This is a genomic window from Arthrobacter pigmenti, assembly GCF_011927905.1.
GTDB lineage: Bacteria > Actinomycetota > Actinomycetes > Actinomycetales > Micrococcaceae > Arthrobacter_D > Arthrobacter_D pigmenti.
Genome location: NZ_JAATJL010000001.1, coordinates 496,307 through 518,137, shown reverse-complemented (window position 1 = coordinate 518,137; position 21,831 = coordinate 496,307). Strand labels below are relative to the sequence as shown.

Annotated in this window: 22 protein-coding genes; 10 read left to right on the top strand and 12 right to left on the bottom strand. The window is 63.0% G+C overall.

What is annotated here, in order from left to right; translation table 11 throughout:
* The first annotated feature begins 128 nt into the window (after positions 1-128).
* Positions 129-968 (top strand): glucose 1-dehydrogenase, encoded by an 840-nt coding sequence (locus BJ994_RS02535; protein ID WP_167991142.1) that lies wholly within the window; start codon positions 129-131, stop codon positions 966-968.
* Positions 969-1,152: 184 nt separating this feature from the next.
* On the opposite strand, the gene BJ994_RS02530 is transcribed toward BJ994_RS02535, so the two are convergent.
* On the bottom strand, positions 1,153-2,301 hold the full coding sequence (locus BJ994_RS02530; protein ID WP_167991140.1) for a citrate synthase: 1,149 nt from the start codon (positions 2,299-2,301) through the stop codon (positions 1,153-1,155).
* Between the two features lie 56 nt (positions 2,302-2,357).
* Here BJ994_RS02530 and BJ994_RS02525 point away from each other — a divergent pair, with 56 nt between their 5' ends.
* Positions 2,358-3,578, top strand: coding sequence for a citrate/2-methylcitrate synthase (locus BJ994_RS02525; protein WP_209066491.1), 1,221 nt, complete (start codon positions 2,358-2,360; stop codon positions 3,576-3,578).
* On the opposite strand, the gene BJ994_RS02520 is transcribed toward BJ994_RS02525, so the two are convergent.
* The 3 genes from BJ994_RS02520 to BJ994_RS02510 all read right to left on the bottom strand — a co-directional run bounded on the left by BJ994_RS02520 (position 3,565) and on the right by BJ994_RS02510 (position 4,839).
* A complete protein-coding gene (locus BJ994_RS02520; protein ID WP_167991137.1) occupies positions 3,565-3,885 on the bottom strand; it encodes a putative quinol monooxygenase in 321 nt (106 codons plus the stop codon). The two genes, BJ994_RS02525 and BJ994_RS02520, sit on opposite strands and share 14 nt — an antisense overlap.
* Positions 3,886-4,458 (bottom strand): GNAT family N-acetyltransferase, encoded by a 573-nt coding sequence (locus BJ994_RS02515; protein WP_245192229.1) that lies wholly within the window; start codon positions 4,456-4,458, stop codon positions 3,886-3,888.
* A gap of 84 nt (positions 4,459-4,542) precedes the next feature.
* Positions 4,543-4,839, bottom strand: a complete 297-nt coding sequence (locus BJ994_RS02510) for a hypothetical protein (protein ID WP_167991135.1) — start codon at positions 4,837-4,839, stop codon at positions 4,543-4,545.
* 359 nt (positions 4,840-5,198) lie between these two features.
* Between BJ994_RS02510 and BJ994_RS02505 the strand changes: the two genes are divergently transcribed.
* On the top strand, positions 5,199-5,579 hold the full coding sequence (locus BJ994_RS02505; RefSeq protein WP_167991132.1) for a VOC family protein: 381 nt from the start codon (positions 5,199-5,201) through the stop codon (positions 5,577-5,579).
* A gap of 22 nt (positions 5,580-5,601) precedes the next feature.
* Entirely contained in the window at positions 5,602-6,969 is a 1,368-nt protein-coding gene (locus tag BJ994_RS02500; protein WP_167991130.1) for a DUF2254 domain-containing protein, read from the top strand.
* A 7-nt stretch (positions 6,970-6,976) separates the two neighbouring features.
* On the opposite strand, the gene BJ994_RS02495 is transcribed toward BJ994_RS02500, so the two are convergent.
* Both BJ994_RS02495 and BJ994_RS02490 read right to left on the bottom strand, forming a co-directional pair.
* A complete protein-coding gene (locus BJ994_RS02495) occupies positions 6,977-7,435 on the bottom strand; it encodes a DUF3817 domain-containing protein (protein ID WP_167991128.1) in 459 nt (152 codons plus the stop codon).
* 37 nt (positions 7,436-7,472) lie between these two features.
* Entirely contained in the window at positions 7,473-8,390 is a 918-nt protein-coding gene (locus BJ994_RS02490) for an EamA family transporter (RefSeq protein ID WP_167991125.1), read from the bottom strand.
* Positions 8,391-8,437: 47 nt separating this feature from the next.
* On the opposite strand from BJ994_RS02490, the gene BJ994_RS02485 reads away from it, so the two are divergent.
* Positions 8,438-8,926 carry a MarR family winged helix-turn-helix transcriptional regulator gene (locus BJ994_RS02485; RefSeq protein ID WP_167991123.1) on the top strand — a complete coding sequence of 163 codons (489 nt, stop codon included), beginning with the start codon at positions 8,438-8,440 and terminating at the stop codon, positions 8,924-8,926.
* A gap of 4 nt (positions 8,927-8,930) precedes the next feature.
* On the opposite strand, the gene BJ994_RS02480 is transcribed toward BJ994_RS02485, so the two are convergent.
* Positions 8,931-9,458 (bottom strand): DUF488 domain-containing protein, encoded by a 528-nt coding sequence (locus BJ994_RS02480; RefSeq protein WP_167991121.1) that lies wholly within the window; start codon positions 9,456-9,458, stop codon positions 8,931-8,933.
* Positions 9,459-9,540: 82 nt separating this feature from the next.
* Between BJ994_RS02480 and BJ994_RS02475 the strand changes: the two genes are divergently transcribed.
* Together BJ994_RS02475 and BJ994_RS02470 are read left to right on the top strand one after the other, a co-directional pair.
* Complete coding sequence (locus tag BJ994_RS02475) at positions 9,541-12,789, top strand: DEAD/DEAH box helicase (RefSeq protein WP_167991119.1); 3,249 nt, start codon at positions 9,541-9,543, stop codon at positions 12,787-12,789.
* A gap of 466 nt (positions 12,790-13,255) precedes the next feature.
* Complete coding sequence (locus BJ994_RS02470; protein ID WP_167991117.1) at positions 13,256-14,218, top strand: hypothetical protein; 963 nt, start codon at positions 13,256-13,258, stop codon at positions 14,216-14,218.
* Here BJ994_RS02470 and BJ994_RS02465 read toward each other — a convergent pair.
* Positions 14,149-15,474, bottom strand: coding sequence for an ISL3-like element ISPfr2 family transposase (locus BJ994_RS02465; protein WP_167991114.1), 1,326 nt, complete (start codon positions 15,472-15,474; stop codon positions 14,149-14,151). The two genes, BJ994_RS02470 and BJ994_RS02465, sit on opposite strands and share 70 nt — an antisense overlap.
* A gap of 107 nt (positions 15,475-15,581) precedes the next feature.
* Positions 15,582-15,893, bottom strand: a complete 312-nt coding sequence (locus BJ994_RS02460) for a putative quinol monooxygenase (protein ID WP_006247389.1) — start codon at positions 15,891-15,893, stop codon at positions 15,582-15,584.
* Between the two features lie 107 nt (positions 15,894-16,000).
* Between BJ994_RS02460 and BJ994_RS02455 the strand changes: the two genes are divergently transcribed.
* Positions 16,001-16,942: a GlxA family transcriptional regulator gene (locus tag BJ994_RS02455; RefSeq protein WP_167991112.1), complete on the top strand. Its 942-nt coding sequence runs from the start codon at positions 16,001-16,003 to the stop codon at positions 16,940-16,942.
* Between the two features lie 1,424 nt (positions 16,943-18,366).
* Here the strand turns inward: BJ994_RS02455 and BJ994_RS18310 are convergent.
* The 3 genes from BJ994_RS18310 to BJ994_RS02440 form a co-directional block, all read right to left on the bottom strand.
* Positions 18,367-18,594, bottom strand: a complete 228-nt coding sequence (locus BJ994_RS18310; RefSeq protein ID WP_167991110.1) for a DUF1508 domain-containing protein — start codon at positions 18,592-18,594, stop codon at positions 18,367-18,369.
* Between the two features lie 64 nt (positions 18,595-18,658).
* On the bottom strand, positions 18,659-18,952 hold the full coding sequence (locus BJ994_RS02445; protein ID WP_167995802.1) for a DUF503 domain-containing protein: 294 nt from the start codon (positions 18,950-18,952) through the stop codon (positions 18,659-18,661).
* The gene (locus BJ994_RS02440; RefSeq protein ID WP_167991107.1) at positions 18,952-19,725 is read right to left on the bottom strand and encodes an SDR family NAD(P)-dependent oxidoreductase; all 774 of its coding nucleotides are present in this window, start codon (positions 19,723-19,725) and stop codon (positions 18,952-18,954) included. The genes BJ994_RS02445 and BJ994_RS02440 overlap by 1 nt, the downstream gene beginning before the upstream one ends.
* A gap of 185 nt (positions 19,726-19,910) precedes the next feature.
* On the opposite strand from BJ994_RS02440, the gene BJ994_RS02435 reads away from it, so the two are divergent.
* Entirely contained in the window at positions 19,911-20,336 is a 426-nt protein-coding gene (locus tag BJ994_RS02435; protein ID WP_342450238.1) for a DUF4383 domain-containing protein, read from the top strand.
* A gap of 217 nt (positions 20,337-20,553) precedes the next feature.
* Positions 20,554-21,771, top strand: a complete 1,218-nt coding sequence (fdhA, locus tag BJ994_RS02430) for a formaldehyde dehydrogenase, glutathione-independent (RefSeq protein WP_167991103.1) — start codon at positions 20,554-20,556, stop codon at positions 21,769-21,771.
* The last annotated feature ends 60 nt before the right edge of the window (positions 21,772-21,831 follow it).

Genomic DNA, 21,831 nt, shown 5'->3' with positions numbered 1-21,831 from the left:
CGTCGTTTCCCCCGAACGGCGGGCCCGTTCTGACTTTCCACCCCGGAACTTTCGTGCAGCTCTGGCGGGTTCCGGCGTCGTGAAGTAACCAGAGCTGCACAAAAGTTCCCCTAGAACCGGAGGAAACCATGGGCCAGCCAGCACAGCAACAGGATGTACCGGGCGTCCAGTCCAAAATGACGCCCACACCGGACTGCGGCGAGGAAAGCTACCGCGGCAGCGGGAAGCTCACCGGCAAGGCCGCAGTCATTACGGGCGGCGACAGCGGAATCGGACGCGCGGTTGCGATTGCCTTCGCCCGCGAAGGCGCGGACGTCCTCATCTCCTACCTGAACGAGGACGACGACGCCCGCGAGACTGCGCGCTACGTTGAGGAAGCGGGACGAAAGGCGGTCCTCGTTCCCGGCGATCTCTCCGAAGCGCAGCACTGCCGCGACATCATCGACAAGGCGGTCCAGGAGTTCGGCAAGGTGGATGTCCTGGTGAACAACGCCGCCTACCAGATGAGCCACGAATCCCTCGATGAAATTACCGAGGAGGAGTGGGAGTACACCTTCAAGGTCAACATCTCGGCGATGTTCCACCTCGTCAAGGCTGCGCTTCCGCACATGGCGTCGGGTTCTTCGATTATCGGAAGCTCCTCGGTCAATTCGGATATGCCGAGTCCTCAGCTCGCACCGTACGCCGCCACCAAGGCGGCGATCGCAAACTTCTCGGCGAGCCTTGCCCAGTTGCTCGGAGAGAAGGGCATCCGGGTCAACAGTGTGGCTCCCGGGCCTATCTGGACGCCGCTCATCCCGTCCACCTTGCCTGAGGAGAAGGTGGAACAGTTCGGGGACGACACCCCGCTGGGCCGGGTCGGCCAGCCTGCCGAACTCGCTCCGGCGTACGTGCTCCTGGCGTCCGATGACGGCAGCTACATGTCCGGTGCGCGCATCGCCGTCACCGGTGGCCGGCCGATCCTGTAGTCGGGCTCGGGGACGGCGGCACACCCCTTCGACCGCAACAGTGCCGCTTTTGTGCAGGTTCGTGGGGACGCCGGACGCCCCCACGATCCTGCCGTTTACCGGCATGTTTGCGGGAACAGGCGCTTGAGCCGCCACTGCCTCACACGAAAAGGTGTGCGCAGTGACCTAACGCCGATGGAAGAAGCTACGGCACGGGCACGGGCGCCTTCGGTCCCACATAACGGGCCGACGGCCGGATGATCTTCGGGTCGGCGCTCTGTTCAAGGATGTTCGCCGTCCAGCCCAGAACCCGTGCCGCGGCGAATGTCGGCGTAAACAGAGCCCGATCGAGTCCAATCGCCTCCATCATCACCGCGGTGTAGAACTCCAGGTTGGTGTGCAGCTGCCGCCCGGGTTTGAGTTCCTCGAGCAGGACGTGAATCCTCTCCTCCACAGAGAGCGCGAACTCAACCCGAGGACCGCCAAGCCGCACCGCGATCTCCTTGAGCAGGCGGGAGCGTGGATCCTCCGTCCGGTATACCGGGTGCCCAAAGCCCATTATGCGCCGGCCGGCACGAATCTGCCCGGCGATCCAGCTGTCGATTTTCTCCTCAGAGCCGATCTCGTCCAGCATCTCCAGGACTCGCCCGGGTGCGCCACCATGCAACGGTCCGGACAGTGCGCCAAGGGCGCCCACCAGGCAGGATGCGGCGTCGGCTCCGGTTGAGGCGATCACCCGTGCAGCGAAAGTCGATGCGTTGAAGCCGTGATCGAGCGCCGCCACCAGGTAAGCGTTGAGGGCGTCTGCCTGCTGCTCGGTGGGCAGCGTCCCGTTGACCATCCACAGGTAGTTTGCGGCGTAGCCCAGCGCCGGGTCAGGCTCGATTGGGTCCCGCCCCGCGCGCCCCCGGTACAGCGCCGCGTTGAGCACCGGCACAGCGTAGGCGAGCCGGATAAGCTCCTCTTCACGCTCCTCGGGCGAGAGGTCATACAGCGGGCGCACACCCGTGGCAGCCCCTTCAAGTGAAAGTGCGGTTCGGACCCCGGCGAGCGGGTCGCCCGAGCCGGCGAGCGCAATCACCGGCAGTGCTTCCCGGACCGCCGATGAAAGGCCGGTAGCGGCTTGCCGCAGGTCGGCTACACCGGTGCCGTCCGGCAGGCTGCCACGAAGCAGGAGGCACCAGACCTCCTCCACACTTCTGGTGCGCGCCAGCTCCACCGCGGAATATTGCCGGTAAGTATAGAAGCCTTCCTGCCCCCGGACCTCGCCAAGTTTTGTTTCTGCGACCACAACGTTGGCGAGCCCCCTCGGAACATCAATAAGTGTGTTGTCGGTTCTGGCTGCGGTAAGCATGATGATTCCTCCTCGAACGGCGTTGCTACCATTGCAGCACTCACATTGATGCTGAAGTGATCAACATTGATTGGATCAATATGAAACGGCTGACTTCTTCGCAGGCCGCTGCCCGGCTGCAGGTCAAACCCGCCACGCTCTACTCCTACGTCTCCCGCGGGCTCCTCCACAGTGAGCGCTCTGAGGACGAGAGGGGCTCCACCTTCGACCCGCTCGAGGTTGAGGCGCTGGCGCGGAGGCGCCGTCGTCGTACTGATGCTCCGGTCAGCGGCTCGCCGCTGATGGTCGTGGATTCCGCCATCACCCTGCTACGGGATGACGAACTGTATTTCCGCGGTGTGCCGGCGGTCGAATTGGCGAGGCGGGCACCGTTCGAGGAGGTCGCCGGGCTGCTCTGGGAGGCATCCGAATGGTTGGACTTCACGCCGTTCGGGAAGGTCATCGAGACTGTCCAGGCATTGAGACTCCCAGACGCCCGCCCCATCGACTGGTTCCAGCAAAGCCTGCTCGTTTCCAGCATCCACGACCCGGTGAAATGGGATCCGACGCCGACGACGGCGCGCGGCATGGTTGCCCGCGCGATAGGCACCATGGTTGAGGTACTTCCGCAGGCGGGCACTTCCGGTTCCGGCTCCCTCGCCGCGTCACTTTGGGGAAAGCTAAGCCCGGCTCCCCCGGAGGCGGCCGACGTGACCATCCTCAACGCGGCGCTGGTGCTTTTGGCCGACCACGACCTCGCCGCCTCCACGCTGGCAGGGCGGGTAGCGGCGTCGGCCCGGGCGCATCCGTATGCGGCGTTGATGGCGGCTTTCGGCGCCTTCGACAGCGCGCTCCACGGGCATGCGAGCACGCAGGCGGCGGCGATGCTGGAGGATGCGCTGGCCACCGGCAATCCGGAAGCGGCAATTTCGCGTGCGGTGGCTAGCGGCCGGGGCATTCCCGGGTTTGGGCACGTGCTCTATGCGCGCCGGGATCCGCGGGCGCACGTGCTGCTCGGGTTGATGCGAGCCCAGCCCCGGTACCGGGAGGTGAGCCGGGTCGCGGACAGGATTGCCGGCGTCGTTGTCTCCCGGACCAACCACATGCCGAACATCGACCTTGCCCTGGCTGTGCTGACAACGGGTGCGGGCATGGTGCCCGACGCCGGACCAGGCATCTTCGGGCTGGCTCGCACCGCCGGATGGACGGCGCACATCCTTGAGGAGTACGCGCAGCCGCCAATGCGGATGCGACCAAGCGGGAACTACGTGGGGAATGAGCCTGCTAGCCGACGGTGAGCTCACCCATTCGGGCCCAGCCCTCAACGTTGATCTTCTCGCTGATGATCTGTGGAGTTTCCGCAAGCGCCTGCGGCATGTCCTGCATGGCTTGACGGAAGTGATCGCTCTCCACGTGGGCTTCCGCGGCGTCCTCCCTGAATGCTTCCACGAGGACAAATTCGTTGGGATTGTCCATGCTGCGGGACCAGTCGAACCAGAGGTTGCCGGGCTCGCGCCGAGTTGCTTCGGTGAAGTTGCGGGTGAGCTCGACCCACCGGTCCGCCCAGTCAGGTTTCACGTTGAATTTCACGACAATGAAGATCATTCAGCTGCCTTTCGTCGATGGTGTGGTGCCAGTGTGCCGGCCGGTGGCGACATTTCCGTTGAGGTCCGCGCGCAACAGCAACCCAGCACCACCGCTGAACTCGACGCCATGAAACGACGACGCCCGCGCCACCTCGGTGAAACCCCACCGTCTGTGCAGCTCCAGGGACGCCCGGTTTCCAACATTGACCGTGTACCAGGCCGATTCGGCACGCTCTGCAATCCAGTTCAGCCGTGCATCGGTGAGGGCAGTCGCTACCCCGCGGCGGCGCCAGTCTGGCGCGACTTCCACTCCGCCCAGATACTGACCCGCCGGCGCCGCGCCGTCACGTTCCTCGTAGAAGTGGGTTTTTGACCAGCCGGCCAGTTCGTCCCCTGCGAACGCGACGACGACAAGCCGGCCGACGTCGTCGATTGCCGCGCGCAGTGACTGCGGGTAAGTGGGCCTTCCGGCGAGTTCCTGCAGCACCAGCATGGGTTCAAGGTCCGCCGGAGCCGCGGGCCGGATGGTCAGGTCGGCCCTGGCTTCTGACTCACCGGGCCGGTAATCGGCGAAACCGCTCATGGAGTTCATGATGCCGCAAAACCTGCGGCGCGTGCACTCCGTGCTCAAGCAGCGACATGCATACTACGACGTCGGCGCGCTGCGCGACTGGCGTCAGCTCGCGAGCGCATCTCCGCAGGATTCCATTGAATCGTGGTAAGTGCGGGCTTCGAACAGCCGCGCGTCGAGGTCTTCAAGGTCGCGAACGGCCGCGGACAAGAGCCGCTGTGCGTGGTCGGCGTCCTTCGTGGTGGCACACGCTTCCTGCACATTGAGCAAAGTGTGTGCGAGTTGAACTCGCACCCGCTCCAGTTCGCGGATCCGTCGGGCAGAGTCCCGGAGTTCCTCGGCCAGGCTTAGCGGGGAGTCGCCATCGGGAGTATCAGTTGTCTCGGCGGGGCAATTGCCCACGTGTGAAGCGAAGGGAACCATAGGCGCTTTCCACCCGGCACTCCCCTGAGCCGGGCTGGTGACTCGTTGAACGTTGAACTACCCCTGAATCATAAGCATGCTTCATATCTCGGATCAAACCGTATGCAGCTGCTGGGGACTCATCTGCGGGGCCTACTGGAGGCTACCCCATCGACCAGTTCTGCATCGTCCTTAGTACGCGGCTACCCGCGACCCGAAGGTGCGGAGGCGCGGTCGTCGTTCTTGTCTTCAGGTTTAGGAACCTCAAACAACAATCGGAATGCGGACATAATCTGACCTGAATTGCTTATACCTTGTTTCTTATCTACAGCGTTTACGCCCTATGGAAAGGTTCACCCATGGACTGGAAGATCGAGCTGGTTGCCATCCCCGTTACGGATCCGGACCGCGCTATCGCGTTCTACCGGGACCAGGTCGGGTTCACTCTCGACCACGATTACACCGTCAGCGAGGACGTCCGCTTCATCCAGCTGACCCCACCAGGTTCTGCGTGCTCCATCGTCCTCGGCAAGGGAGTTACGGAGATGGCCCCCGGATCACAGAAGGGCCTCCAGGTTGTCATTTCCGACGCCGATGAAGCGCGGGAGCACCTGCTCGCGAACCGAGTCGATGCCAGCGCCGTGGATGAGCAGCCGTGGGGCCGGTTCGTGTACTTCGCCGATCCGGACGGCAACACGTGGGCTCTTCAGCAACTCGCCGAGCAACCCGCCAAGGCCTGACGCCGGCTTGCTATGGTCAACTATGCGAAGCACACCCTCGATTGGTCGGAGTAGTCGCCACCTTGCCCCGCGGGCCGTCCGAGACTACGTTCGGTCCCAGCTTTGGCCCATACCGCTCGCTGCGGTCATCCTGTCCGTCGTCCTCGCCCAGCTCACCACATGGCTGGACCGCTCCGTAGACGACCGGCTTCCGCCAGCCATTTCGGGCTTCCTGTTCGGCGGTGGACCACCGGCAGCACGTTCGCTGATGGAAGCTATCGCCGCGTCCACCATCACTGTGACGTCGCTGACCTTCTCACTCACCGTGGTGACGCTGCAGCTGGCGAGCAGCCAGTATTCACCGCGCCTGCTGCGCACGTTCACGAGTGACCGGTTTGTGCACAACACGCTGGCACTCTTTCTCGCGACGTTCGCTTTTGCGCTCACCGTGCTGCGGACCATCCGCGACGATGACGAGCAATCCGCCGGGTTTGTGCCGGAGATTGCTGTCACGTTCTCGTTCCTGCTGGTCCTGGCCACGGTGATCGGACTGGTCCTGTTTCTCGGGCACCTATCGCGGCAGCTTCGGGTGGAACGGATGCTCAATGATGTCCGGGAAGATTTCACGACGACGGTCGAGGAGATCGGCGCACACCAGGACGGCGGTTCACCCCCGTCGGTTCCAACGGCGGCGCTTGCCGTGAAAGCTCGCGAATCCGGGTTCCTCGTCGAAATTGACGGGCCTGCGCTGCTGGAACTCGCGCAGCGTTTCAATGCCGTGATTTCGGTGCAGGCCCCGCCGGGCGACTTCCTCGTGGAAGGCGTCCCGTTCGCCCAGCTCTGGCGGGCGGAGGGCGCTTCAGTGGCAGGCTTCACGCCGGATGAACTGAACGATGTCGAGCGGGCGGTGGCGAACGCGGTCAGCATCGGCTTTGAACGCAATTCAGTCCAGGATCTCGGGTTCGCCCTGCAGCAACTGCTCGATGTTGCGGTGCGCACTATTTCGCCGAGCGTCAATGATCCGACCACCTGCGTGCACGCGCTGGGGCATCTCTCCGCCGTACTCTCGCGATTCGCCCGCGATGCACCAACTGCGCATGTCCTCAGGGACGAGGCCGGGATGGTCCGAGTGGTCACCCACCGTAGAACGCTCCCTATGTTCCTCGATCTGGTCGTCTCCCAGATCTGCACCTATGGGATCGACGATCCGAGGGTTGTGGGACGGTTGGTGGAGCTGCTGGCGGAAGTGACCTGGAACGATGTGAGCGGCGATCACCGTGGAGTGATCAGCACTCAGGCGCAGCGGATCCTTCGCGCCATCTCCTCCAGTGAGCTCGATCCGGTTGATCGCGAGCGGCTTTCCGTGAGGTGTTCTGCCATACTCGACGGCGACCTGCCGAGAGTGCCCTAAGAAAGGCTCAGCTGACCCGCACCGGCGGGCCGATGATCAGCAGTGCCGCAAACACCACGCTCACACCGACAATTGCCACGAGGGCCGCCGTCAGCGGGTTGCGCAGCACCCAGGCCTGCAGGTTCTCAACTGCACCGGTGGGACGGTCCTTGCCCGGCGCAAGCCGCCAACCGCCGTCGAGCTTTCGCTTGCGCTCAAGCCACCAGTCGAAAGGCACGGTTGCCAGGGGCACGACGCCGGCGAGCAGTCCCAGCAGACCGGTACCTGCGCTCCACCGCTGGTTCACCCAGACGAACGAGGTGCTCACCAGATAGGTGAGGAACACAAAACCGTGGATGGGGCCCGCGATCGAGACAAGCACTTCAGTGGTCTCGGTAACGTACTTCAGGTACATGCCGACGAGCAGCAATATCCAGGTACCTGCCTCCGCGATGGCAACACTGCGGAAGAGGGCGCGGGGGGTCATAGATATCTCCTGGTCGATCGAGTGCGGTCCTTCAAATCTACCGCAGCACGGCGGGCGCCCTGGTGCCGGCGTCCGGGCAGGGGTCCGGCGTCGGCAAGGCGGCCTTACCTATCCGCACGCTGACCGCCAGGATGGAACCGAGGATCAGGACAGCCCCCAGGAGTTGGACGACCGAGAGCCGCTCCCCCAGCACCAGCCACCCAAGCAGGGCGGCCACGACGGGGCTCAGCAGGCCAAGGAAGGGCGGAGCTGTAACCGGCAGGCGGTGGATTCCCCTGAACCACAACACGTACGCGGCGGCAGTGCCAATGAGGGCAAGATACGAATACCCGGCAACGTTGGTCAGCGTCAGCCCGGAGGGAAGCCCTTCGAGCAGGACCGCGGCCGGCGCCAGGAGAAGACCGCCGGAAACCAGCTGCCAGGCAGTCATTGTCAGCGGGTTCCCGGCCTGTCCCCACTTCTTGGTGAGGACAACGCCTGCGCTCATGGACAGCGCTCCACCAAGTGCCGCCAGCACGCCGACCGTGTCCAGCCGCGCCTGCGACTGGAGGACCAGGAGCGCCACACCGAATACGCCTGCAACGCCCGCGAGCACAACCCGTACAGAGAGCCTGTCCTTCAGGATCAACGTGGCCAGGCCTGCAACGATGAGTGGCTGAACGGCCCCGACGGTTGCCGCAACACCGCCCGGCAGCCGGTATGCCGCGATAAACAGCAGCGGGAAGAAAACGCCGATGTTCAAGCCACCCAGAACCAGCGCTTTCCACCACCACGACCCGCTCGGGAGCGTCCGGACCGCCAGCAGGAGTAAAAGACCCGCCGGAAGTGCCCGCAGCGCGGCAGCGGTGAGCGGAAGGTCCGGCGGCAGGAGTGTGGTGGTGACCAGATACGTACTCCCCCACACGATTGGCGCGAGCGAGGTGAGCAGGAGCGTACTGACGGTTTTACTAAGCACTTAGCTAATATAGCTAAGTGCTTAGCTTATTGTCTAGAGTGGGGTCCATGAATGACCATGTCGACGACATCATCGGCCAATGGCAACAGCAGCGCCCCGATCTTGACGTCTCGCCGATGAAGGTAATCGGGCGACTCTCGCGGATCAGCCAACACGTGGAACGCAGACTTGAGGAGAACTTTGCGCGCCATGGACTGGATTCGGGAGCATTCGACGTGCTGGCTACCCTCCGCCGGGCGGGAGGCCCTTGCACGCTCAACCCGAAGGATCTCGCCCTGAGTTCGATGATCACCTCGAGCGCTGTTGCCCAGCGGCTCAACCGGCTTCAGGACCGAGGGCTTGTCAGCCGGACCAAGAGCGGCGTGGACGGCAGAGGCACGCAGGTTTCCCTCACACCGCAGGGTAGGGAGTTGGTTGACACAGTTTTGCCCGCGCATTTGGACATGGAGCATGATTTGCTGTCGGGAATGTCCGTTAACGATCTGCGCACCCTCGCGGATCTCCTCAAGAAACTCGGACACTCCTTGGCAGTCTGACGCCTTAAGGCTGCCCGTCCCAGAACACGGAACGCCCAGCCACCCGGGCGCCCTCCGACGGCGTGTGCAGCGTCAGCCGCCCGTCATGCATCAGATGCTCCACGGTGAAACTGTGAAGCAGTACCAGGACATCAGCGATGATGCGGCGGTGGCACCTCCACCAGACGCTCTCGCTGCACATGATCGCCGTCGTTCGGTTCGAAGCGAGCGACTTCAACCCGTCCAGCGCAGCACCGAACTCATCGGTCCGGGTATAGGCCGCGTAAGCGCGGAACTGTTCCACTCTCCACCAGCTGTCCGCATCAGGCTCATCGGACGCACGTCGACGGCGCCCACCCAGGTCTTCCAGCCACCGATACTCCACTCCGCCTGCCGGTAACCACTCCGCGAGCGCGTCCTTTGACATATCTGGGTTGCGGCGGCTTCCGGGGTACCGCCTCACATCCGCCAGTAACTCAACCGGTGCCTCCCCAAGGAGCGTCCGGAGCTCGTCCCGATCAGCTGTTCCGTGCCCGAGCGTGAGTAACCGCATGAGCCCAGTCTTGACCGATGTGGCAGCTGTTGCCAATCAGCAAGCTTCCGGAACTGTCAGCGGCGCGTGAGAGCATAAATTCATGCCCAACCCCGCTTATCCCATGATCGATGTCGCCGACATCATCCGCATGGTGGGCGGCGCCGCTTTCCAGCGCGGGCAGGGCTATGCCAAGGATTCACTCGTCCAGGATCTCTCCTTCGAACCGGACTCCACAGTGGTCCAGGCCAAGGTCCTGGGCGGATCCCCCATCCCCTACCGCACCCAGCTGTATCTCGCGCGGAAAGGTGACGGCCGGTATCACCTGCGGGACAGCTTCTGTTCCTGCCCGGTGGGCCTGGACTGCAAGCATGTTGCCGCCGTCGCGCTCCGGTCCAACATGGAGAATCTTCGCGCCAACCAGGAGCTCACCTCCCCGGCAACTTCGTCCAGGCCGGCCGGGTGGCAGGAGTCCCTGTCCGGCTTGTTGTCGAGCCACGAGCACGACGACGCCGCCCTCGCCGCCACGAAGACCGCGGCTATGGCGCTCCAGTTCGAACCGCGGCCGGTGACCGATTCCAGCTGGCAAAAGAAGCGCACCTACCGTGGCTTCAAGCTCGGCGTGCGGCCGGTGGTCCGCAACGCCAAGGGTAATTGGGTGAAAAACAACCTCGCCTGGGGCAACATCAGCTACCAGACCTACGGCATGAAGCTGGATCCGGACCAGCACCGCTGGTTCGCACAGTTCCCCGCCCTGCACCGGGGAACCGGTGTCACCTATTTCGGCAATAACGATTCCTGGCTCTACCTGGACGATTTCAGCAATCCCCTGCTGTGGCAGCTCCTCCGCGAAGCGCAAAGGCTGGGTATCGAATTTGTCGGGGCGAAGAAGAGCGTCACCGTCCAGCTGGCCGGCGCCGCCGTCCTGCTCCTCGACGCCACCACCGCTGACGATGAGATCCAGCTCTGCCCGGCCCTGAATATCGACGGCGAGAATCACCCGCCGCAGTCTTCTCACGTCATCGGCAATCACGGCGTGTACACCACGTCCAGCCACGGCCTGATCACACTCGCGCCCACCACCCGGAAGCTCACCGACCAAAACCGCGAGCTGCTGGAGCGCACCCGCCCGGTTCGCATCCCGAGAAGCGAAGAGCAGGAGTTCCTTTCCGGCTTCTACCCGAAGCTGCTGCAGTCCATCGACATTGTCAGCAGCGACAATTCGGTCACCTTCCCCGAGATCGTTCCACCGGTACTGGTGCTCACCGCAACGTTCAGCGATGACGAGCTGAACCTGAACTGGGAGTGGGAGTATCGTGCCGGCGACACCTCCACCCGGAAGCCGCTGAAGAACGACGACGGCGACGCCGGTTACCGCGACCCGGCAGCAGAAACCGCCGCTCTTCAGGCCGCACGAGACGCGATGGGCGGCCGGATGGCGCGTGAGCGCACCCTCGCCGGCATGGAGATGGTCGACTTCACCGAGACTGCGCTGCCGCGTCTGGAGCGCCTCGACTCAGTGCGTGTGGACATCATCGGGTCCCGGCCGGTGTTCGAGGAGCTCACCGAAACGCCGCAACTGGTCATCACCACGGTTGATACCGAGGACCGCGACTGGTTCGACCTCGGAGTCCTCGTGACGGTGCAGGGCAGGAAGGTACCGTTCGATCACATCTTCACCGCGCTGGCCAAGGGCACCAAGAAGATCAAGCTGGTCGACAACAGCTACCTCTCCCTCGACCAGCCAGTGTTCGAGCAGCTGCGCGACCTCATTGACGAAGCCCGGATGCTGAACGAGTGGGAAACGGGCCTGCGGATCAGCCGCTACCAGGCCACCCTCTGGGCCGAGTTCGAGGACCTTGCGGAGGAGACCGAACAGGCCCAGGCCTGGCGCACCGCCGTCAACGGGCTGCTTGAGCTCACGGAGGTTGAACAAACTCCCCTGCCCGCCGGGCTGCAGGCAACGCTACGCCCCTACCAGGTTGAGGGATTTAATTGGCTTGCCTTCCTCTGGGCCCACGGGCTGGGCGGTGTGCTCGCGGACGACATGGGCTTGGGCAAGACGCTGCAGACGCTCGCACTGCTGACCCACGCCAAGCAGAGCGGCGAAAAGCGTCCTTTCCTGGTCGTCGCACCAACATCGGTGGTGCCGAACTGGGTGGCCGAGTCGCACAAATTCGCGCCCGGTCTCAACGTTGTGGGTATCGGCGATACCCAGGCGAAGAGCCGCACTCCGCTGGCCGATCAGGTGGAGGGGGCCGACGTCGTCGTTACTTCCTACACGCTTTTCCGACTGGACACGGACGCCTACGGAGAACAGAAATGGGCCGGGCTCATCCTTGATGAGGCCCAGTTCGTGAAGAACCATGCGGCGAAGGTGCACCGCTGCGCCAAGGAACTCGATGTCCCGTTCAAGCTCGCGATTACGGGCACACCGATGGAGAACAACCTGATGGAGCTGTGGTCGATGTTCAGCATCACCGCTCCGGGATTGTTCCCCTCGTCGCGCGCATTCACGGAGGAGTACCGAACACCGATCGAGAAGCAGGGCGACTCTGAGCGCCTGCAGCGGCTCCGACGCCGCATTCGCCCTCTGATGATGCGGCGCACCAAGGAAGCCGTCGCGTCTGACCTGCCGCCGAAGCAGGAGCAAATCCTCGCCGTCGAACTGCATCCACGCCACCGGAAGATCTACCAGACGCATCTGCAGCGGGAACGTCAGAAGCTGCTCGGCCTGATGGACGATCTGGACCGCAACCGGATGATCGTGTTCCGGTCGCTGACCCTGCTGCGGATGCTCAGCCTGGACGCCTCCCTCGTGGAACCCGAGTACGAGGGCGTTCCGTCAGCCAAGCTGGATGTGCTCTTCGAGCAGCTGGAAGATGTTCTGGCCGAGGGACACCGGGCGTTGGTGTTCAGCCAGTTCACGTCCTACCTGAAGCTGGCGGCCGCACGCCTGGAGCAGCATGGGGTCGATTTCGCCTACCTCGATGGCTCCACCCGCAAGCGCGGCGAAGTAATCGAGGCATTCAAGAACGGCAAAGCGCCGGTGTTCCTGATCAGTCTCAAGGCCGGCGGATTCGGGTTGAACCTGACGGAGGCCGACTACTGCTTCCTGCTGGACCCCTGGTGGAACCCGGCCAGCGAAGCCCAGGCCGTGGACCGTACGCACCGCATCGGGCAGACGAAGAACGTCATGGTCTACCGGATGGTCGCCCTCGACACCATTGAGGAGAAGGTGATGAAGCTCAAGGAGCAGAAGGCCAAGCTCTTCAACTCCGTGATGGACGACGACGCCGTCTTCAGTTCAGCGCTGACGGCAGAGGACATCAGGGAACTCCTCGCGGGGTGAACGTGCAGGTGCGGCCATGCGTTCAGCGCGGTCGCCGGCTCCCGGTCCGCCGGGCAAGCGTTGCGATCCGTTCAATCATTGCGTCAAGAACCGCTTCATGGGTATCGCACTCCGCAACCGGCGTGGTGTTGCCACGATCGTTGAAGGACCCACCCATGATCACCAGCCGCTTAAGCAGCTGCGGGAGGTTAGGGGCCAAGCGGATCACTGGGCCCGGCTGGTCCCATGACCAAGCCAATGAGCTTGCCCGGATTGTCCCGCGCGGCCTGAAGCCACAGCTCAACGCCGGGGTGCCGCGATCGCAGTTCGGCTGGTGGCGGACGAGCTCACGAAGAGCCCTGCTGACGGGAAGGACCAGCTCAGAACCTCCTTCCATCCCGCAGTTAATCATAACGATGGAGTAACTACGCGAGCATCCATGTTCGAGACGGATTCACTTCAGCCAACGCGTCCGCATAGGTTCGTAGTGCCCCTGCAGGAAGCAGGAGCACTACGCATAGATATGGGGAATATGAAAGTCTCACAGTCTCTGACCAGCATCGGTCTCGCAGTTGCCTTGACACTTGGCACTGCATCCGCCGGGGTTCTCACAGCCACACCGGCAGTGGCCACCTCCAATGTAGCCACCGCGCCAAGCATAAACATAGACGTTGAAAAGATAGTTGATGACGTCGTAGCGAAAAATCCCAGCGTACTTCCGCCAAATGCGGATACGGCTGCGGGGAAATCGATCCATGCCGCAGCCGATTTCATTATAGAACCCGGTTCCGCGGCTGATGCATCTCCATCCGAGGTTATTTCGTTATCACCGAAGGACCCACGCAACTCGATTGTAAAAGCCGACGACACTTCTCAGAGCCTGATCACGGTCCTTCATGAGGGAACCGACTCTGCCGAGTTCACCGCGTCGATTCCGGCTGGCTATACACTCTCGGTGCAACCTGATGGATCAGTACACCTAACTGATGAGAAGCAGGGACTTTCTTTCCCTTTCATCAAGAAGCCTTGGGCACTGGATGCCTCTGGAAAGAAGCTGATCACCCATTATACTGTCGAAGGCAACACCCTCATTCAGCACGTCGAGACAGAGAACGCCACCTACCCAATCGTCGCGGATCCAAGCGTGCAATGGGTGCCTTTCCCTCACTTGGCACTCTGGGGATACCAAATCAGCATGATTCAAGTCGCCGCAGCTGCTATCGCCGCGGGCGGAACCTGGGTTGGCTGTACGTTCAATAAATTAGATGGGGTACCGGGAAAAATCGTTGGACAGATTTGTGCAGCAGTCGGAATCACTACCACTGTCAACGTAGTGAAAATCGTGAGTGCGGTGGCGAACAACCGAAGTGTCAATCCGGCTCATCCCAATCGGGGGTGTAGGAGTTGGGGTCTGAAGCCGCCGGTCTCGAGCAGGCTTCGGGCGATGTAGTTGGTCAGGTTGCGGAACCCGAGTGCGGAGCCGCGCAGGTGTTCGAGCCGTCCGTTGAGTGCCTCGGTCGGCCCGTTGCTGGTGCCGGGTCGTTCGAAGTAGGCGAGCACGTCGGCGGCTCGCTTCTTCAGGGTCCGGCCCAGGGTGGTGAGCTCGGTGAGCACCTTGGGGACGCCGGCGCTGAGGTCGGTGATCAGCTTCTCCATGAGCTCGCGGCCACGTTGCCGGTCCTCGTGGCGATAGGCGGCGATCATCCGCTGGTAGACACCCCAGGTCGCCTCGACCTCGACGTGAGCGTCATCAACGAACAGCGCGCGTAGCCTGTCGCTCTGCTTGTCGGTGAGCAGGTCCGCGCCGGTGTGCAGCGTGCGCCGCGACTTGTAGAGCGGATCGTCCCTGAACCCACGGTGCCCGTGGATCGCGAGTTGGACCCGGCGCCGGCACCTGTCGAGGGCGTCACCGGCCAGGCGCACGACGTGGAAGGGATCCATCACCGTGACCGCGTCCGGGATCTCCTCCGCAGCGGCGGTCTTGAACCCGGTGAAGCCGTCCATCGCGACCACCTCGACCGCGTCACGGAAGGCGTCGTCGCGGTCGGCGAGCCAGGTCTTGAACGCCGCCTTCGACCGGCCCTCGACCATGTCCAGCAGCCTTGCTGGGCCGGCGCCATCGCGGACCGGGGTGAGGTCGATGATCACGGTGACGTACTTGTCGCCACGCCTGGTGTGGCGCCAGACGTGCTCATCGACGCCAATGACCTTCACGCCCTCGAACCGCGTGGGGTCGTTGATCAGCAGCCGCTTGCCTTCGGCCAGGACCGCGTTGTTGGCGGTGTCCCACGCGACCCCGAGTCCCTCGGCGACACGGGCGACGGTGAGGTGTGCGACCACGATCCCTTCCAGCGCCCACCGCAGCCCGGTGCGCGAGAGCTTCGCGCGTGGCTCCGCCGCGGCGCTGGTGTCTTGGCGCCACACGTGTCCGCAGTCGGCACAGCGGTAGCGGCGCACTACAACTTCCAGCACGGTCGGTCGCCAGCCCAGCGGCTCGTGGGCCAACCGCCGGATCACGGTGTCACGAGCGGCGCCTTCGCTGCCGCACCGTCGGCACCACTGATCTGGTTCCACCACGCGGCACGCGAGGACCGCACGATCCGGTTCAAGTCGTTGCCCGATCACGCTCAGACCGAGGCCGTCGAGTCGAGCGAAGGCGGTCAGGTCAGGGCGGCCGAAGCCGGCCGGCGGGGTAGCGTCGGACACGTCGAGGTCTTTCGGATGGATGGCGTAGGAACCTCCATCGTCGGGAGACCTCGACGTCTATCTGCGGACTGACTCGGCGGGGCGCGATCGTCTCGTGCGTTGGCGGACTACGGGAGCTTGGACGCGAGGACGTCGGCCGCCAGGATCTCGGGTGCTGCGCCGAGGAGGTGCTGGTTGGCCATCAGGGCTGCGACGATGGCGCCGTTGGCGTGGGCGTCGCGAGCGGCCTCGTCGGGGAATGCATCGAAGATCCAGAAGGTGTCGGCATGGGTCCTAGCCGCGAACCAGACAATCGTTCCTACTTCTTCGTTGGCGAGTGCGACAGCGCCGGCGAGCAGATCGGCGAGCGCGTCGTGCTGTCCATCGGCCGCGACGATCTTGGCGACGAAGGCATACGGAAGTGATGCGGGTGTGGACATGAGGGGTTCTCCTTGAAGTCGGGGTTCTTCGTGGGGCGAGTTCAGCATATGACGAGCGAGGGCCGATGGGGAGTGGCGTATACGGCAGTATTGCTATTATACACGCCATGCGTATCGGACTGATCGCGATCGACGGCTGCTTCGGTTCGGCTATCGCGTCGATCATCGACATCGTGCGGGTGGCCGACGGAGCCCGCGGCGATGTCGACCCGCGGATCGACCCGATCGAACTCGCCATCCTCGGACCGAAACGGCGAGTGACCACGACGGCATCGATGACCCTGTCGGTGGACCACCCGCTGTCGGAGTCCGGAGAGTTCGACGTGGTCGTCGTCCCTGCGCTTGGAACCCTTACGGCCGCCGCTACCAACGACGTCCTCCAGAGCCGAGATGCTCGTTCGGTCATCGCCTCGCTCGGGCGCCTCGACGAGGCGACCACCCGGATCGCCGCGGCGTGCACCGGCGTGTTCGCTGTCGCCGAGACCGGACGGATGCATCATCGGAGGGCGACGACCAGCTGGTTCCTGGGGCCGGAGTTCCTGAAGCGCTATCCGACCGTCGCCCTCGATCTCGACACCATGGTCGTGGTCGACGGGAACCTCGTCACCGCCGGCGCCGCCTTCGCCCACATCGACCTCGCGCTCTCACTCGTGCGATCGATCAGCCCCGACCTGGCCCAACATGTCGCCAAGCTCCTCATCATCGACGAGCGCCCGTCGCAGGCGGCCTTCGTCGCCTACGAACATCTCCGGCACGAGGACCCGATCGTCGTCGAGTTCGAACGCTTCGTGCGCGCCCGCCTGGACGAACCGTTCAACGTCGCCTTCGTCGCGCAGTCGCTCGGCACCAGCCGGCGCACCCTCGAACGACGAGTCCGTGCGGCGCTCAACCTCACTCCGCTCGGCTTCGTCCAACGGCTTCGCATCGAACGAGCTCGGCACCTCTCAGCAACCACGGACCTCACCTCCGCCGAGATCGCGCTACGGGTCGGCTACGCGAACGCCGAGACTCTGCGCTCCCTCCTGCGCAGGGAGCGACGCCGTTCCTGACCTATCGCCATGCCTGTAGCCGGTGTCCTAGCGCTCGACTGGAACCACCTCTCAGCACGTCGCGTCGACGCTCCTGCGTCGCCCCTGGACGACCCACTCGACACGCCCGCAGCACAGGCCATGTGACGTGCCCCGGCTTCCCGGACGGTCGGGGTTGGGTGGCTGTGATGTCGCTGCGTTCTCGTCGAGAGGGTCAGCAGACCCGATCAGGGTCGATTGGGATGAGCCGCGAAGGCGGTTAGGTCAGGGCGGCCGAAGCCGGCCGGCGGGGTAGCGTCGGACACGTCGAGGTCTCTCGGATGGATGGCGTAGGAACCTCCATCGTCGGGAGACCTCGACGTCTATCTGCGGACCGACGCGCCCGGCCGACCTACACCCTCATCTGGGAAGAGCCGTCAATCCCGGCGTCTGTTACGGGATCCCACTCTATGGGCCGGGTAATGCCTGGCGTACAATGCCAGCAAGGGATTGCCAGTAGTAGAAAGGGTAAGAAGGTGAAGGCTTACAGAACTATCCATCAGATCCTGTTTGTTTTTTCGTTTCTTCCGATGATCCTTGGGTGGGGACCATGGTATTCGACCATCCTGGTTCCTCTCGCTTTGATTATCCCCTTTGGCATCAATGAGGCTGTACTGGAGAAGCGCACAAGGAACGAACTCCGAGCTGAGCACCAGAGCCCCATGCTGCACGAATACCGCAACCCTGTGTGACCTCCGCATTCGGAGCTGGCTGCTCACCCATTTCAGGGTGGGTGGCCAGCATTGGTTAAATGACTATGAGCTCATGTTTGTCGTCACACCCAGATCTATTGACGTCGATCTGCCACAATGCCTTAGGCTGCGGGAAAATGAAGCGCATGTAGCAACTGCGGGGCCGTTTCCTCGGTTCTGAGACCACAACACCGACTTTGAATAAGATCTTTGCCACGGTCGCCCTCGACGGAAGCTCCAGCCCCTGCCTACCTGCCTGCTCAGTTCGCGATCACCGACAGCGGCCGTGATCGCCCGTTCTCGCGAAGGTTGGACGGAGTCGCCAGCAACAACTCGATCATGGCTGACGGGTTAGCAGCCGGTGTGCTCTCAGCGGGATCTGAGACTTCTTCTCCAACGCCTGAACCGGGCCGGCCTCCGCAGCAATTGCCCGGACCATATAGAGCCAAGCCCGGGAGGCTTTGTGCCGCTTGCAGAACGCGGACACAGCCCTTTCGGGCATCCTCCGACCAGGTCAATACGGCATGACAGATCTTGATGTCGGTTGCGTTTTGCTCACTCACCGAAGCGAACCCGCCTCAAGTGTCTACGGAGTCCCAAGACACAGTGTCTACACAGACCCGAGGCATTAACTGTTTATGGAGAGGTGAAACCTCACAACGGAAAGTCGGGGAAGGAAGCGTCATCAGCGCCCGGTCGATGGGGAAAGGGGTGCTAAGCGCTCAGACGCCCCTTGTTCGCAGCGCGCGTGATTTCGTCGTTCCGGCTGTGATCGACCACGGGGCCGGTTCCGGCGATTTCCCGCATGAGCTCGATGCCCTCGATTGCAGCCTGTTTGGTGGGAAAGTAGGCGGAGACCGCCATCAGTGTGCCGTCGCCTGACATAAGTTTCAGCCTGTACCCGTGATCGTGGGCATCCACCAGCTTGAAGTATCCGGACACTCTCTTACCTCCTTGTAAGGTTGCCTCAACCCTTCCAATGGTAGTAAGCAACCTTGGCATCCGGTTAGTCTTCGCTGGTCACGATTCGGCGACGGACGCTCAGCAGTTCAAGCTCCGGCCGGGCCGCCACAAAGCGTTCCACGGCATCGAGCACCTCCACAAGGTGTTGCCGGTCCGCGCCCACCAGCCCCACTCCGATTCCCGCCCGGCGATGCAGGTCCTGGTGCTCGACCTCCGCCACCGAGACGTCGAACTTCCGCCGCACGTCAGCGAGCACCGGCCGGATGACCGATCGCTTCCCCTTCAGGGAATGCACATCCCCCAGCAGGACGTCGAACTCGGCGAAACCCACCCACATCATGCGCCCTGGCTCGCAGCGAGCGAAGCAACCAACGACGACGGCGCGTGCCTGGCGACGAAGGACAGCACCTTGTAGCGCCGGCTGGGAATCGAGACGGCATTTCCTGCAGCCAGGTCCTTCAGTGCCGACTCCACTACCGCTTCAGGGTGGAGCCACATCCACCTGGGCACCGTGGTCTTGTCCATTCCCATGCGGTCGTGAAACTCGGTATGCACAAAGCCGGGGCAGAGAGCCGTCACCTTCACCCCCCGCTTGCGGTATGCGAAGTTTGCCCAGCGGCTGAAGCTGATCACGGCCGCCTTCAGTGCGCCGTAGGTGCTGCGCGGGGTGAAGCCGGCAACGCTCGCCACGTTGATGATCCCACCAGATCCGCGCTCCAGCATTCCCTGCAGGACTGCGTGGCTGAGGGCAAGCGGGACATTCAGCAGGATGGTCGCGAGCTTCATCTCATCCTCGAGTGAATTATCAGTGAATGATTTCGGGAGCCCGTAACCGGCGTTGTTGACGAGCACGGATACCGGCTCGGCACTCTGCCGCAGCCGGTCGAGGACCCGGGTGACGCCGTCGTCGTCGCGCAGGTCAGCCTGCAAAACCTCAACGTTTACGCCCCAGCGGGAGCGCAACTGCCCGGCCTTTTCCTCCAGCCTCGGAAGGTCCCGCGCGACGAGCACCAGCGAGTGCCCGCGGGAGGCCAGCTGTTCGGCGAACTCGGCGCCGATACCAGCGGTTGCTCCGGTGATCAGCGCGATGCCATCAGGCAGTCCTGTCATGAAGTTTCCTTATCCACAATCGCAGTCCGGCAGTAAAATGAAGGTGCTGGTTGAGCGCCAGATGCGCTCCTCCAACGGCGGTGCCCTGATTCGCCCTTTCCGACGTGTCGAGCACAGCGAAGAGTCATACTCACACACTAGGAGGGGAGATGACTACCGCATCACACCACGCACATGATTTTCATGTGACTCGCGACCACGTTCGCAGTGCCGCGATGGGGATGGGAGTAGTTTTCCTGCTGGTGGGGATTCTCGGAATGATTCCGGGCATCACCACACAATACGGAGGCATGGCATTTGCGTCCGGTTCGGAAGCGCTGCTGTTCGGCGCATTCCAGGTGTCCGTGTTGCTCAACCTGGTGTACCTGGCCATGGGTGCTGCGGGGATCTGGATGAGCCGCGGGATTATGAGTGCACGCAATTTCCTGATGGGAAGCGGCGTGGTGCTCCTGGTTATGTGGCTCTACGGCGTCATCGTCGGCGATTCGGTGGCCAACGTGCTGTCCACCAATGCCTCGACGAACTGGCTGAACCTGATCCTTGGCATCATTGCAGTGGGGCTGGGCGTTGCCTACGCCATGCGCCACCGTGGAGGTGACGCCGTCCGGTAGCCACTCCCGCTCCACTACAGAATCGCCCCGCCCGAGCTTCTCGGACGGGGCGTTTGTTGTACAGCTGGAATGTTTGTCCATTCTGGTGATTTATCAGTGCACTGAGCCTAAACTGGCTGCGAGGCCGTCCCGGCTGACATGTGTGTGCTGTTGGCCCTTCCGCCTTTTAAGAAGGACGTTCGATTGCGGACGCCCTCTCATCTCGAAAGGGAACACCATGTCAGGAAACAGAGCAGTTGCCTACAAGAGTCCAGGAAAAGTCGAGTTGATCGACACGGACTACCCCACCTTCGAACTGAAGGATGGTCCAGGAGTCAACCCGGACAACATTGGCCGCCAAGTCCATCACGGAGTCATCCTCAAGACCGTTGCCACGAACATCTGCGGCTCCGATCAGCACATGGTTCGCGGACGGACAACCGCGCCTCCGGATCTGGTGCTCGGCCATGAGATAACGGGCGAAGTTGTGGAAGTGGGCCGTGACGTTGAGTTCATCAAGGAGGGGGACATCTGTTCTGTGCCCTTCAATATCGCCTGCGGCCGGTGCCGAAACTGTAAGGAACGGAAGACCGGAATCTGCCTCAATGTGAACCCCGACCGGCCCGGCAGTGCGTACGGGTATGTGGATATGGGCGGCTGGGTTGGCGGCCAGGCCGAGTATGTGCTTGTCCCCTATGCCGACTGGAACCTGCTCAAGTTCCCGGACCGGGACCAGGCGTTGGAGAAAATCATGGATCTCACCATGCTCTCTGACATATTTCCCACCGGCTTCCACGGAGCCGTAACTTCAGGAGTCGGTGTTGGCTCGACTGTTTATGTTGCGGGTGCGGGCCCGGTGGGGCTTGCGGCCGCTGCATCCGCTCAGCTGCTCGGCGCCGCAGTCGTTATCGTCGGAGATCTCAACGAGGACCGGCTTGCCCAGGCACGCACCTTCGGGTGCGAAACGGTCAATATCTCCAAAGGTGACCCGAAGGACCAGATTGAGCAGATCCTCGGCGTCCCGGAAGTTGACTGCGGTGTCGATGCCGTGGGCTTCGAAGCGCGCGGCCACGGCGATGACGCCTCCCACGAGGCTCCCGCCACTGTGCTGAACTCGCTGATGTCGCTGACAACAGCCGGCGGTGCTTTGGGTATCCCCGGTCTGTACGTCACCGGCGACCCGGGCGGAGTCGACGAAGCCGCCAAGGTGGGGTCGCTCTCGTTGTCCCTCGGTACGGGATGGGCCAAGTCTTTGTCCTTCACCACAGGGCAGTGCCCCGTCATGAAGTACAACCGGGGTCTGATGATGGCGATCCTGCACGATCGGGTTCAGATAGCCAAGGCGGTCAATGCAAAAGCGATCCCGCTCGACGACGCTCCTCGCGGTTACGAGGAATTCGATAAGGGAGCAGCGACAAAATACGTACTGAATCCGAACGGCTACCTGGCTGCCTAAAGCGCAGAAACGTACCCCCTGCGCGGTTCTCGCCGCGCAGGGGGCTTCACAACGCGAATT